The sequence below is a fragment of the Streptomyces glaucus genome, from assembly GCF_039533365.1.
GTDB lineage: Bacteria > Actinomycetota > Actinomycetes > Streptomycetales > Streptomycetaceae > Streptomyces > Streptomyces glaucus.
Genome location: NZ_BAAATK010000055.1, coordinates 25,237 through 37,892 on the forward strand (window position 1 = coordinate 25,237; position 12,656 = coordinate 37,892).

The 12,656-nt window shown below is 75.7% G+C and carries 13 protein-coding genes; 9 read left to right on the forward strand and 4 right to left on the reverse strand.

Annotated elements, in window-relative coordinates; all coding sequences use genetic code 11:
* Positions 1-48: 48 nt before the first annotated feature.
* Positions 49-894, forward strand: coding sequence for a spermidine synthase (locus ABD363_RS28250; RefSeq protein WP_344608557.1), 846 nt, complete (start codon positions 49-51; stop codon positions 892-894).
* Here ABD363_RS28250 and ABD363_RS28255 read toward each other — a convergent pair.
* On the reverse strand, positions 856-2,166 hold the full coding sequence (locus ABD363_RS28255) for an MFS transporter (protein WP_344608559.1): 1,311 nt from the start codon (positions 2,164-2,166) through the stop codon (positions 856-858). The two genes, ABD363_RS28250 and ABD363_RS28255, sit on opposite strands and share 39 nt — an antisense overlap.
* Before the next feature lie 79 nt (positions 2,167-2,245).
* The gene (locus ABD363_RS28260; RefSeq protein ID WP_344608561.1) at positions 2,246-3,274 is read right to left on the reverse strand and encodes a DUF8017 domain-containing protein; all 1,029 of its coding nucleotides are present in this window, start codon (positions 3,272-3,274) and stop codon (positions 2,246-2,248) included.
* 126 nt (positions 3,275-3,400) lie between these two features.
* Between ABD363_RS28260 and ABD363_RS28265 the strand changes: the two genes are divergently transcribed.
* Both ABD363_RS28265 and ABD363_RS28270 read left to right on the forward strand, forming a co-directional pair.
* A complete protein-coding gene (locus ABD363_RS28265) occupies positions 3,401-3,853 on the forward strand; it encodes a DUF4442 domain-containing protein (RefSeq protein WP_344608563.1) in 453 nt (150 codons plus the stop codon).
* 246 nt (positions 3,854-4,099) lie between these two features.
* Positions 4,100-4,750, forward strand: a complete 651-nt coding sequence (locus ABD363_RS28270; RefSeq protein WP_344608565.1) for a DedA family protein — start codon at positions 4,100-4,102, stop codon at positions 4,748-4,750.
* 13 nt (positions 4,751-4,763) lie between these two features.
* Here the strand turns inward: ABD363_RS28270 and ABD363_RS28275 are convergent, their stop codons facing one another.
* Complete coding sequence (locus ABD363_RS28275; RefSeq protein WP_344608567.1) at positions 4,764-5,297, reverse strand: gamma carbonic anhydrase family protein; 534 nt, start codon at positions 5,295-5,297, stop codon at positions 4,764-4,766.
* A 107-nt stretch (positions 5,298-5,404) separates the two neighbouring features.
* Here ABD363_RS28275 and ABD363_RS28280 point away from each other — a divergent pair, with 107 nt between their 5' ends.
* From ABD363_RS28280 to ABD363_RS28290, 3 genes are all read left to right on the forward strand, one after another.
* A complete protein-coding gene (locus tag ABD363_RS28280) occupies positions 5,405-6,169 on the forward strand; it encodes an acyltransferase (protein ID WP_344608569.1) in 765 nt (254 codons plus the stop codon).
* Between the two features lie 155 nt (positions 6,170-6,324).
* Positions 6,325-6,897 (forward strand): helix-turn-helix domain-containing protein, encoded by a 573-nt coding sequence (locus tag ABD363_RS28285; RefSeq protein WP_344608571.1) that lies wholly within the window; start codon positions 6,325-6,327, stop codon positions 6,895-6,897.
* Positions 6,898-6,940: 43 nt separating this feature from the next.
* Positions 6,941-7,510: a YbaK/EbsC family protein gene (locus tag ABD363_RS28290; protein ID WP_344608574.1), complete on the forward strand. Its 570-nt coding sequence runs from the start codon at positions 6,941-6,943 to the stop codon at positions 7,508-7,510.
* Between the two features lie 218 nt (positions 7,511-7,728).
* Here the strand turns inward: ABD363_RS28290 and ABD363_RS28295 are convergent, their stop codons facing one another.
* Positions 7,729-8,136, reverse strand: a complete 408-nt coding sequence (locus tag ABD363_RS28295; RefSeq protein WP_344608576.1) for a CoA-binding protein — start codon at positions 8,134-8,136, stop codon at positions 7,729-7,731.
* 216 nt (positions 8,137-8,352) lie between these two features.
* Here ABD363_RS28295 and ABD363_RS28300 point away from each other — a divergent pair, with 216 nt between their 5' ends.
* The 3 genes from ABD363_RS28300 to ABD363_RS28310 all read left to right on the forward strand — a co-directional run.
* Positions 8,353-8,979, forward strand: coding sequence for a YigZ family protein (locus tag ABD363_RS28300; RefSeq protein ID WP_344608578.1), 627 nt, complete (start codon positions 8,353-8,355; stop codon positions 8,977-8,979).
* A gap of 118 nt (positions 8,980-9,097) precedes the next feature.
* Positions 9,098-10,261, forward strand: a complete 1,164-nt coding sequence (locus ABD363_RS28305; protein WP_344608580.1) for an exonuclease SbcCD subunit D — start codon at positions 9,098-9,100, stop codon at positions 10,259-10,261.
* Between the two features lie 84 nt (positions 10,262-10,345).
* Positions 10,346-12,656: AAA family ATPase (locus ABD363_RS28310; protein WP_344608582.1), on the forward strand; the 2,311-nt coding region annotated here is incomplete at its 3' end.

Genomic DNA, 12,656 nt, shown 5'->3' on the forward strand with positions numbered 1-12,656 from the left:
CCTCCGCGCGGCGGCCTCCCGCGCGGCGGCCTCCCGCACAATGGAGCGGTGAACGAGTCCATCCCCGTCACCCGGGTCACCGACCAGGGGACCGTCAAGCTCATGCCCGACATCGACCGGGAGCGGGCCTGGCTGCTGACGGTCGACGGGGCGCCCCAGTCCTACGTCGACCTGGACGAGCCGACCCACCTGGAGTTCGAGTACGCGCGCCGTCTCGGGCACGCGCTGGACGTCCTCGCCGAGCCGGGGCGGGCGCTGGACGTGCTGCACCTGGGGGGCGGGGCGCTCACGCTGCCGAGGTACGTGGCCGCGACCCGGCCCGGGTCCCGGCAGGACGTCGTCGAGGCCGACCGGGGGCTGGCGCAGCTCGTCGCCGAGCGGCTGCCGCTCCCGGACGGCGCCGGGATCGCGCTGCACCACGCCGACGCCCGCGCCTGGCTGGAGGGGGCCGCCGACGGCTGCGCCGACGTGCTCGTCGCCGACGTCTTCGGCGGCTCCCGCGTCCCCGCGCACCTGGCCTCGCTCGGGTACGCCCGCGAGGCCGCGCGGGTGCTGCGCGGCGACGGCGTCTACCTGGCCAACCTCCCCGACGCCGCGCCGTTCGCCTTCCTGCGCTCCCAGCTGGCCACCTTCGCCGAGGTGTTCGCGGAGCTGGCGCTGATCGCGGAGCCGGGCGTGCTGCGCGGGCGGCGGTTCGGCAACGCGGTGCTCGTCGCCGCGCGGCGGCCGGTCGACACGGCGGCGCTGGCCCGGCGCACCGCCGCCGACGCCTTCCCGGCCCGGGTCGAGCACGGCGCCGCGCTGCGGGACTTCATCGGCGACGCGCGGCCGGTGCGGGACGAGGACGCCGTGCCGTCACCCGAGCCCCCCGACGGCGCGTTCGGCATCGGCTGAGCCGCGGCCGGCGCCGTCCCCGGGGCCCTGCGCCACGTACGCCGTGCGGCGCCGCAGGCCGCGCACGTCCGGCACGCACAGCACGGCCGCCGTGACCACCACGACCAGCGTCGCGCAGCCCCACAGGGCCGCCGTCCGGCCGAACGCCTGCTCCGCCGGGCCCGCCAGCGCCGTCGCCAACGGCACCAGCGCGACCGAGCCGAACCAGTCGTAGGCCGAGACCCGCGAGAGCTTGTCCTCGGGTATCTCCTGGTGCAGCGCGGTCATCCAGGAGACGCCGAACACCTCCAGGGTCACGCCGGTGACGAACATCACCGCGCACAGGGCGCCGGCCGGCACCGGCACGGCGAGCGCGGCGGACGGCAGGGCCAGCGGAAAGACGCACAGGGTGCCGGCGAGGAGGAGCCGGCGGGGCTTCCAGCGGGTCATCAGCAGCGCCCCGGCGACCGTGCCCGCCCCGAAGAACCCCAGGGCCAGGCCCCAGGGACCCGCGCCGCCCAGGTGGTCGCGGGCGACGAGCGGGCCGTAGACCGCGTCCGCGGCGCCGACGACCGCGTTGGCGAGGGAGAACTGCACCACGATCCCCCACAGCCAGGGCCGCCCGGCGAACTCCCGCCAGCCCTCCCGGAGATCGGCCAGCATCCCGCCGCCCGGTGCGCGCGGCGGGATGTGGCCGACGTCGAGGAAGGCCCGCAGCGCCCCGGCGAGCGCGAACGCCGCCGCGTCCGCCGCGAGCACCCAGCCGGGCCCGACCGCGGCGACCAGCGCACCGCCCAGCGCGGCCCCGCCGACCGTCGCGCCCTGCATCGCCATCCGGAACACCGCGAACGCCCGGCCGGCCTGCTCGCCCCGCACCGAGGACAGCAGCATGCCCTCGGCCGCCGGGCTGAAGAACGCCTGCCCGGTGCCGCCGAGGGCGGTCAGCAGCATCATCTGCCACAGCCGGGGCTCGCCGGTCAGGACGAGGACCGCGAACGCCGCCTGCGACAGGCAGTTGAGGGCGTTGGCCGCCACCATCACGCGATGCCGGGGGAGCCGGTCCGCGACCGCGCCGCCGATCAGCAGGAACAGCACCAGCGGCAGGGTGCGGGCGGCGGCCACCAGACCCACGTCGCCGCCGTCGCCGCCGGCTTCCAGGACGGCGAACGCGGCGGCGATCAGCGCGCCGTGGCTGCCGAGGTTGGTGACGAACGCGGCGGCGGTCAGCAGGGTGTAGTTGCGGCCCGCCCAGGCCGGTCGGCGAAGGCGGCGGGAGTCGGCGGCGGAGGTCACGGGCCGACTATCGCCGCCGTGACCCCGACTTGCCAAACCGCTTCCCCGGTGGTCGGGGCCGTTTCCGGTGCCGGGCGCGTCAGCCCGTGGGCTCGCCGTGCAGGCGCACCGTGCTGAGGATCTTCATGATCGTCTTCTCGGGCACCTCGTCCTTGACGCCCTTCGCCCCGTAGAACGTCCAGGAGACGAAGTCACCCGCGGAGTTCTTGAAGGCGAACGTGGTCGCCTTGCCGTCGGAGTCGCACTTGTCCCGCTTCGGCACCCCCGTCGAGTACGCCGACGCCACACTGCCCTCGACGCCCGAGGCCGTGGTGTACGCCTTCGGCTCGACCATGGTGAGCAGCTTCTTGGAGGCGTCCTTGTGGTCGGTGTACCCGCCGAACACCCACCAGGCCGAGTCGTTGCGCGCGATGTCCTCGGTGCTCTTGGCGCCGTCCTGGCCCTTGGTGCCCGCCCCCGCCAGCCTGGTGTCGGAGGCCCGGCCGTCCTTGTCGGGGTCGGACGTGCACCACTTCTCCTTGAAGTAGGCGGGCGCCGACATGCCGATGAGCACCTCGCCGTCGTCGTCCTCGAAGCCGATGAACGTGCCCGGCGTGTCGACGACCCAGTCCGCCGGAACGTCGAAGGCGGTGCCCCACTTGGGGTTGACCACGACCTTCCAGCCCGGGACGGTCGCCTTCTCCGCCTCGCCGCCGCGCGGGTTCTCCCCGGCGCTGGACGCGGACGGCCCGGCGGTCCCGCTCGGGGAGGCGCTCACCGACGGCTCGCCGCCGGAGCCGCCGCCCGCGGTGTCGTCCTTGCCGCCGCCCAGCACCAGGAAACCGGTCACGCCCGCGGCCACGACCACGGCCGTGGCCGCCACGATCGCCACCAGTTTCGTCCGGTTGCCGCCGCCCCCGCCGCCCTGGGGCGGCTGCGGCGCTCCCGCGGGCTGGGGGACGCCCCACCCGGGCTGCTGCGCATAGGGGTCGGGCTGCTGCGCATAGGGGTTGGGCTGCTGGTACCCGGGCTGCTGGTACGGATTCGGCTGCTGGTACCCCGGCTGCTGGTACGGGTTGCCGGTCTGCGGGTTCTGCTCGCCCCCGGGCGACTGCTGTCCTGGCCACATGGGCAGTCACCCTAATGGCGGTCCGGACACGATTCGGTCACCGGTCCTTGTCAGGGACGTAGCAAACGCGGAACGGGCGGAAACCAGCCTGGCAGCCGAGGCTACTCATGGGTAACGTTCGGGTCCATGAGCGCAGACCAGATGTCCGTCGGCGAGATGCTCGCCGCCACGGTGCCCATGGCCCGGACCCTGAACCTGGAGTTCCTCCGGACCACGCCGGAGGAGGCGGTCGTGGCCCTGCCGGACCAGGACGCGTACCACAACCACGTCGGCGGGCCGCACGCCGGGGCGATGTTCACGCTCGGCGAGTCCGCGAGCGGGGCGATCGTGCTGGCCGCGTTCGGGGACCAGCTCGCGCGGGCCGTGCCGCTCGCCGTCCGGGCCGAGATCGCCTACCGGAAGCTGGCGACGGGCAGGGTCACCGCCACCGCGACCCTCGGCCGCCCGGCCGCCGAGGTCGTCGCGGAACTGGACGCGGGGGAGCGGCCCGAGTTCCCGGTGTCGGTCGTCATCCAGCGGGCGGACGGCGCCGTCACCGGTGAGATGACCGTCGTGTGGACGCTGCGCCCGAACGGCTGAGGCCCCGCGCCCCGGCCTTCCGGCCGGTCCGCGGCGCCCGGCCGGCCCGGGACGGCGCTCCCTGCGAAGGCCGCCTCCCGGGGCGGGAACGCCCTGGGCGCGACCGCCCGCCGGGAGCGCCGGTGTGACGTCCGGGACACCGGCGCGCCGCGCCGACCCGGTAGGCTTCCCGGGCGTGCGCCGCCCGCGGCGCACGCCCGGGACACGCCCCGGGACAGCGAGCACCCGAAGCGGAAGGAACCGGCGTTGCACGTCCAGGAGTGGCTCGACACGGTGCCCCCGGCAGCCGTCTACGCGGTGGTGGGACTGGTCATCGGTCTGGAGAGCCTGGGCATCCCGCTGCCGGGCGAGATCATCCTGGTCTCGGCAGCGCTGCTGTCCTCCCAGCACGCCGGGATCGACCCGGTGATCCTCGGTATCTGCGCCACCGTCGGGGCCGTGGTCGGCGACTCCATCGGCTACGCCATCGGCCGCCGGGGCGGACGGCCGCTGCTGGCCTGGCTCGGCCGGAAGTTCCCCCGGCACTTCAGCGAGGGCCACATCGCCACCGCCGAGCGGTCCTTCGAGAAGTGGGGCATGTGGGCCGTCTTCTTCGGCCGCTTCGTCGCCCTGCTGCGCATCTTCGCCGGGCCGCTCGCGGGCGTGCTGCGCATGCCGTACTGGAAGTTCCTGACCGCCAACGTCCTCGGCGGCATCCTCTGGGCGGGCGGCACCACGGCGGTCGTCCACTACGTCGGCATCGTCGCCGAGTCCTGGCTGAAGCGCTTCTCGTGGCTGGGCCTGGTGGCGGCCGTCCTCATCGGCCTGACCTCGATGGTGGTGCTCAAGCGCAAGGCGAGGAAGGCGGCGGAGCACCGGCAGGCGGCCGAGCCGGAGCCGGTCCCGGCCGCCGACTGAAGCCTCAGCGGCCTCAGCGCGCGCTGTGCGCCTCGCGGTGCGTCTTCGCCAGCTCCGCGTACATCGTGCCGTTCCGCGTGATGCCCTCGCGCTCCTGGGCGGTCAGCTCCCGCCTGACCTTCGCGGGTACGCCCGCGACGAGCGAGCCCGGGGGCACCCGCATGCCCTGGGGCACCAGCGCCTGCGCGGCCACCAGCGAACCCGCGCCGACCACCGCCCCGTTGAGGACGGTGGCGCCCATGCCGACCAGGCAGTCGTCCTCGACGGTGGCGCCGTGCACGACGGCGTTGTGGCCGATGGAGACGCGCTCGCCGACGGTGACGGGGAAGCCCGGGTCGGCGTGGAGCGTGCAGTTGTCCTGGACGTTGCTGTCCGCCCCGACCGAGATCCGCTCGGCGTCGCCGCGCAGCACCGCCCCGTACCAGACGCTCGCGCCGGCGCGCAGGGTCACGTCCCCGATCACCGACGCGGTGGGCGCCACGAACGCCGCGCCGTCCACCTGGGGGTCCTTGCCGCCGATGCCTGTGACCAGCGCCCTGTGCGTCATCGTCGCCTCCTGCTCGGGTGATGCACCGCACCGTACGCCACCCGGTGGGGTGAAGATCACAGGGTTCCCGCCGCACCGGCTCCCCGCCCCCGGACTACGGTGAGCGGGTGCTCAAGCGCAAGAACACGTTCTCGTCCTGGCGGCGCCGCCTCGCGCAGCGCGCCGTCCACGCGGGCTGGGCCTGGGTACAGCGCACGGGCTCCGTCACCGCCGACCGACCGGGGCGGTTCCGCTTCGGCGCGATGGGCACGGGCACCAGGCTCGCCTTCCCGCTCGGCACGGTCTTCGGCGAACCCTGGATCCACCTGGGCGCCCACTGCATCATCGGCGAACAGGTCACGCTGACCGCCGGTCTGATGCCCGACCTCGACCTCGGCCCGGAGCCGATCCTGCGCATCGGCGACGGCGTCGTCCTCGGCCGCGGCAGCCATGTCATCGCCGACACGACGGTCACCATCGGCGACGACTGCTACTTCGGGCCGTACGTCTACGTCACCTCCACCAACCACTCCTACGACGATCCGCACGAGCCCATCGGCAAGCAGTGGCCCCGGATGGAACCGGTCTCGATCGGCCCGGGCTGCTGGATCGGCACCGGTGCGGTGATCCTGCCGGGCGCGCGCGTCGGGCGGAACGTGGTGGTGGCCGCCGGCGCGGTGGTCCGGGGCGCGGTGCCGGACCACGCGGTCGTCGCGGGCGCGCCCGCCCGGGTCGTACGGCGCTGGACGCCCGCCGACGGCTGGCAGCCGCCGCTGCGGACCCCGGCGCCGGTGCCCATACCCGAGGGGGTCACCCCGGAGCAGCTGCTGGCGCTCGCGGAGCTGGACGAGGAGACCGCGACACGGCTCGCCGAACTGGACGCCGAGCCCTGACCCGGCCGGCGCGGGCGCCGGCGGCCGGGGCGAGGAGCGCTGTCGGAGAGGCGAACGCCTCGCAGTACAGTGCGGTGAACGATCGGGTGCAGCACACCATGGGGCGACGGCTGCGCTCCCTCGTCGCAAGCACTGGACCGAATCGTGGGCGGAACGTGTCGGACCTCGACCTGCTGACCCAGTCCCTGGCGCGCAACGTCAGGCGCTGGCGGACCGAGCGCGGCTTCACCCTGGACACGCTCGCCGCGCGCTCCGGGGTCAGCCGGGGCATGCTCATCCAGATCGAACAGGCCCGGACCAACCCCAGCCTGGGCACCGTCGTCAAGATCGGTGACGCGCTGGGCGTCAGCGTCACCACCCTGCTCGACTACGAGCGGGGCCCGAAGGTCCGCGTCGTCCCCGCCGAACAGGCCGTGCGGCTCTGGCACACCGGGACCGGCAGCTACAACCGCCTCCTCGCGGGCGCCGAGGCGCCGGGGCCGCTGGAGATGTGGGACTGGCGGCTCATGCCGGGCGAGAGCAACCCCTCCGACCCGCACCCCGCCGGCACGGTCGAACTCGTGCACGTCACCGCAGGGGAACTGACGCTCACCGTCGGCGGCGCGGCCCACCGCGTCCCGGCCGGCGCCAGCGTCTCCTTCGAGGCCGACGTCCCGCACACGTACGGCAACGCCGGGGACGTGCCGATGGAGATGATCATGGCCGTCTCGGTGCCGCCCGCGCACTGAGACGCCCGGCCGCGCGACCCCCCGGTGTTGTTAGCGTGCGGCCATGCACGCACCCCTCGGAGACTTCGACGACGCCCGGCCCGCCCCCGACTGCCTCGACGAACTGACCGGCCCGGTCGCCGACGCGGTACGCCACTGGCGCGGCAGCGTCCCCGCCGACCAGATCGTCTACGTCGACACCGACCCGCGGTGGGCCGACACCGCCGTCTTCGTCGAGCACTACGGCCGGGACCTGCTGGAGCGGTCCGCGAACTGCGTCGTGGTCGCCGCCAGACGCGGCGGCGAGACCTCGCTCGCCGCGTGCGTGGTGCTCTCCACCGCCCGGGTCGACGTCAACGGGGTCGTCCGGCGTCACCTGGGCGCCCGCAAGGCCTCGTTCGCCCCGATGGACACGGCGACGGGACGGACGGGCATGGAGTACGGCGGCATCACCCCGGTCGGCCTGCCCGAGGGCTGGCCGGTGCTGGTGGACCCGGCCGTCGTCGACCTGCCGTACGTGCTGGTCGGCAGCGGGCGCCGGCGCGGCAAGCTGCTGGTGCCGGGCAAGGCGTTCGCCGAACTGCCGGGGGCCGTGGTGCTGGACGGGCTGGGAATCGCTCAGACCGCCGCGTGACGGGCGGGCGCTGCGGACCCGCCCCGCCCGTCCGGTCCGGCGCCGACGGCCCGCGGGATGCCGGCGCCGGACCGGAACCGGTGCGGGAAGGCGGGGCCGGGGCGGTGGCGGCCACCGGCCCGTCACGGGGCGGAGACGCCGCGGCCGGGGGAGCGGGGAGCCGCCGCCCCGGGCGCCCGGTCCCCGCGGCGACGCCGCGGCGGTCCGTCGCAGGGGCCCTAACCGAGCCGGGGTATCTCGATCGCGGGACAGCGGTCCATCACCATCTCCAGGCCCGCGGCCCGGGTGCGGTCGTAGGCGGCCTCGTCGACGACGCCGAGCTGGAACCAGACCGCCCGGGCGCCCTTGGCGACCGCCTCGTCGGCGACCGGCCCGGCCAGGTCGCTGTTGACGAACACGTCGACGACGTCGACGTCGAAGGGGATGTCCGCGAGGGAGGCGTATCCGCGCTCGCCGTGCACCGTCTCCGCCTTGGGATGCACCGGCACCACGCGCTTGCCGAAGCGCTGCAGCACCTCGGCCACGCCGTACGCCGCGCGCCGGCGGTTGGCCGACAGGCCCACCACGGCCCAGGTGTCGCCGAGCTCGGTGAGGATCTTGCGGACCGTCGCGTCGTCGCCGTACACCGCCGGCCTCCTTGGACTCCTGGATCAGCTGTCGCCGGCACAACGGCCCGGCGGGCGGAATGATTCCCGGACGGCGCACCGGACCGGCCCGGGGAGTCGTCCGGACGGCGATCGCCGCCCCGCCGGCGCGCCGCCGCCTGCCGGGCCCCGCCCCGGCGCCGCCCCGCGGACGACGGCGCCGTGAGGGAGGAGACGGCGAGCGCATAGGCTGGCCGGATGCAGGACGAGTACCGCACGGTCGCCCGCGCGGGCGTGCACGAGACCGAGGTCAACCGCTCCCGCTTCCGGTGCGCTCTCGCCCCCGCGGCCACCGAGCAGGAGGCGCAGGACTTCATCGCCGCCGTGCGCAAGGAGCACGCGGACGCCACCCACAACTGCTGGGCGTACGTCATCGGCGCCGACGCCTCGGTGCAGAAGGCCAGCGACGACGGCGAACCCGGCGGCACCGCCGGGATCCCCATGCTCCAGATGCTGCTGCGCCGCGACATGCGGTACGTCGTCGCCGTCGTCACCCGCTACTACGGCGGCGTCAAGCTCGGCGCCGGCGGACTCGTCCGCGCGTACGGCGGAGCCGTCGGCGAGGCCCTGGACGCCCTCGGCACCCGCACCCGCCGCCGGTTCCGCCTGGCCACGGTGACCGTCGACCACCAGCGGGCCGGCAAGCTCCAGAACGACCTGCGCGCCACCGGGCGCGAGGTGCGCGACGTGCGCTACGGGGAGGCGGTCACCATCGAGATCGGGCTGCCGGACGCCGAGGTGGACGCCTTCCGCGCCTGGCTCGCGGACGCGACCGCCGGGACGGCCGGGTTCGCACCGGGCGGGGAGGCGTACGGGGACGCCTGACGATCCCGTCGAAGCGTGCGCGAGGCGTGCACAACGGGCATGCGCGAGACGGCTCGGGGCGGGGCGATACGGGAGTAACCGCCCGTGGCGCCGGATCCGGCCGTTAGTCTCGGGGATCATGAGACTGCTGCACACTTCCGACTGGCACCTCGGCCGGGCGTTCCACCGGGTGAACCTGCTCGGCGCCCAGGCCGGGTTCATCGGCCACCTCGTGGACACCGTGCGCGAGCGCGAGGTCGACGCCGTGGTGGTGTCGGGAGACGTGTACGACCGGGCGGTGCCGCCGCTCGCCGCGGTCGAGCTGTTCGACGACGCCCTGCACCGCCTCGCCGACCTCGGCGTGCCGACGGTGATGATCTCCGGGAACCACGACTCGGCCCGCCGCCTCGGCGTCGGCGCCGGGCTCATCGGACGGGCCGGCATCCACCTGCGGACCGACCCGTCGGCGTGCGGCACCCCGGTGGTGCTGGCGGACGAGTTCGGGGACGTCGCCTTCTACGGCCTGCCCTACCTCGAACCGGCCCTCGTCAAGGCCGAGTTCGGCGTCGGGAAACCGGACCACGAGGCGGTGCTGGCCGCCGCCATGGAACGCGTCCGCGCCGACCTCGCCGCCCGCCCGCCGGGCACCCGGTCGGTCGTCCTCGCGCACGCCTTCGTCACCGGGGGCGAGCCCAGCGACAGCGAACGGGACATCACCGTCGGCGGAGTGGCCGCCGTGCCCGCGGGCGTCTTCGACGGCGTCGACTACGTGGCGCTCGGACACCTGCACGGCTGCCAGACCATCACCGAACGCGTCCGCTACTCCGGCTCCCCGCTGCCGTACTCCTTCTCCGAGGCCGGTCACCGCAAGAGCATGTGGCTCGTCGACCTGGGCGCCGACGGCTCGATCGGCGCGGAGCGCGTCGACTGCCCCGTGCCGCGTCCGCTGGCCCGCATCCGGGGGACCCTGGAGGAACTGCTCGCCGATCCGGCACTCGCCCGGCACGAGGAGGCGTGGGTCGAGGCGACGCTCACCGACCCGGTCCGCCCGGCCGACCCCATGACCCGGCTCACCGAACGCTTCCCGCACACGCTCAGCCTCGTCTTCGCCCCCGAGCGGCCCCCGCAGGACCCCGGCCCGTCCTACGCCAGGCGCCTCGCCGGCCGCAGCGAGCAGCAGATCGCCGAGGACTTCGTCGCCCATGTGCGCGGCGCCGGCCCCGACGAGGACGAACAGGCGGTGCTGCGGGACGCGTTCGACGCGGTGCGCGCGGACGAGGCGGTACGGGAGGTGGCGCGGTGACGCGGGACGCCGGGCGCAGGGGAGAGAGCCGGTGACCGGCGTGGCGCGGCGGGAGGCCGGCGAACCGGACAAGGGGGAGGCCCGATGAGGCTGCACCGGCTGGACATCACCGCGTTCGGGCCCTTCGGAGGGTCCCAGACGGTCGATTTCGACGCGCTGTCGGCGGCGGGGCTGTTCCTGCTGCACGGCCCCACCGGCGCCGGCAAGACCTCCGTCCTCGACGCCGTCTGCTACGCGCTGTACGGCGCGGTGCCGGGCGCCCGGCACAGCGGCCAGGGCATGACCCTGCGCAGCGACCACGCCGCGGCCGGCACCCGGACCGAGGTGCGCCTCGACCTCACCGTCGCCGGACGGCGGCTGGAGATCACCCGGCAGCCGCCCTGGGAGCGCCCGAAGCTGCGCGGCAAGGGCATGACGGTCGACAAGGCCCAGACCTGGCTGCGCGAGTACGACGCGGCGGCCGGGACGTGGCGGGACCTCAGCCGCTCGCACCAGGAGATCGGCGAGGAGATCACCCGGCTGCTCGGCATGAGCCGCGAACAGTTCTGCCAGGTGGTGCTGCTGCCCCAGGGCGACTTCGCGCGTTTCCTGCGCGCCGACGCCGAGGCCCGCGGCAGGCTGCTGGGCCGCCTCTTCGACACCCGCCGCTTCGCCGAGGTCGAAAAACGCCTCGCCGAGCGCCGGAAGACCGCCGAGGCCCGGGTGCGCGAGGGCGACGCCGCGCTGCTGGCCGACGCGCACCGCATGCAGCAGGCCGCGGGCGACGCCATGGAGCTGCCCGAGCTGACGCCGGGTGAGCCGGGCCTGGCGGACGCCGTGCTGAGCGCCGCCGCCGTCGCCCGCAGCACCGCCCGCGAACAGCTCGACATCGCCCACTGCCGTCTCACGGCCGCCGAGTCCGCCCAGGCCGCCGCCGAACGCGACCTGGCCGGCGTCCGCGAACTGGCCCGGCTGCAAAAGAGATTCGAGGAGGCGCGGGAGCGGGCCGCACGGCTGCAGGAACGGGCCGGCGCCCACCGCGAGGCGCAGGCGCGCATGGAGAGGGCCCGCAAGGCCGAAGCGGTGGCGCCCGCCCTGGACCTGCGGGAGGCCGCCGAAGCCGAACACCGCCGGGCGGCCGAGGCCGAGGCACGCGCGCGTGCCCTGCTGCCGGAGACCCTCGCGGACGCCGCCGCGGCCCACCTCGCCGCCGCCGCGCGCCGGGCGGCGGAGGAACTGGGCGGCCTCCAGGCGGCCCGCCGCGCCGAACAGCGACTGGCCGGCCTGGCCGCCGAGCGCGCCGATCTGGACCGCCAGGAGCGCGCCGACGAGGACGCCCTCCGGGACGCGGAGGCCTGGCTCGCCGGCTGGGAGGCGACCCGCGCGGCACTGCAGACCCGTATCGACGCCGCGCAGGAGGCGGCGGCGCGGGCGGAACAGCTCGCGGTGCGGCGGGAGTCCGCGCGCGGCAGGCTCGAAGCGGCCCGGACGCGGGACCGGCTGGCCGGTGACGCCGAGGAGGCGCAGCGGCGGGCCCTCGACGCGGAGAAACACGCGGTGCAGGCCAAGGCCCACTGGCTCGACCTCAAGGAACAGCGCCTGAACGGCATCGCCGCCGAACTCGCCGCGAACCTCTCCGCCGGCGAGCCGTGCGCGGTCTGCGGCTCCACCGAGCACCCCGCCCCGGCGCGCAGGGTCGCCGGGCACGTCGACCGCGCGGCGGAGGACCGCGCCCTCGCCGCCTACCAGCAGGCGCAGGAGCGGCACACCCGGGACGAGCGGCGCCTGGGCGCCGTGCGGGAGGCGCTCGCCGCCGCCACCGCCGAGGCCGGCGACACGCCCGCCGAGCGGCTGGCCGAGGAGGCCGGGGAACTGGAGCGGGCCTACGCGCGGGCACGCGCGGACGCCTCCGCGCTGCACACCGCCCAGGAGGAGCTGCGCCGGGCCGAGCACGAGCGCGAGCAGCGGATCGCCGCGCAGCGGCAGGCCGCGGTCCGGGCCGCCTCCCGCGTGGGCCACCGGGAGCGGCTGGACCGCGAACGGGCCGCGCTGGAGGAGGAGCTGACGCGGGCCCGGGGCACCGCCGGCAGCGTGGCCGCGCGGGCCGCGCAACTGGAGCAGCGGGCGGCGCGGCTCACCGAGGCGGCCGAAGCCGCCCGGATCGCCGAGGACACCGCCCAGCGCCTGAAGGACGCCGACGCCCGCCTCGCCGACGCCGCCTTCCGGGCCGGCTTCGACACCCCGCAGGCCGCGGCCGACCTGATCCTGGACGACGCCGCCCACCGCGAACTGCAACGGCGGCTGGACGCCTGGCGGACGGAGGAGGCCGCCGTGCGCGCGGTGCTCGCGGAGGCCGACAGGGCGGCCGCCGCGCAGCGACCGCCCGCCGACCCGGCCGCGGCGGAGCGGGCCGCGG

Bases quoted from the DNA above. Each gene is read 5' to 3' on its own strand.
- ABD363_RS28300 (WP_344608578.1), top strand. From the start codon at position 8,353: ATGCAGGACGAGTACCGCACGGTCGCCCGCGCGGGCGTGCACGAGACC.
- ABD363_RS28290 (WP_344608574.1), top strand. From the start codon at position 6,941: ATGCACGCACCCCTCGGAGACTTCGACGACGCCCGGCCCGCCCCCGAC.
- ABD363_RS28275 (WP_344608567.1), bottom strand. From the start codon at position 5,297: ATGACGCACAGGGCGCTGGTCACAGGCATCGGCGGCAAGGACCCCCAG.
- ABD363_RS28260 (WP_344608561.1), bottom strand. From the start codon at position 3,274: ATGTGGCCAGGACAGCAGTCGCCCGGGGGCGAGCAGAACCCGCAGACC.
- ABD363_RS28305 (WP_344608580.1), top strand. From the start codon at position 9,098: ATGAGACTGCTGCACACTTCCGACTGGCACCTCGGCCGGGCGTTCCAC.
- ABD363_RS28265 (WP_344608563.1), top strand. From the start codon at position 3,401: ATGAGCGCAGACCAGATGTCCGTCGGCGAGATGCTCGCCGCCACGGTG.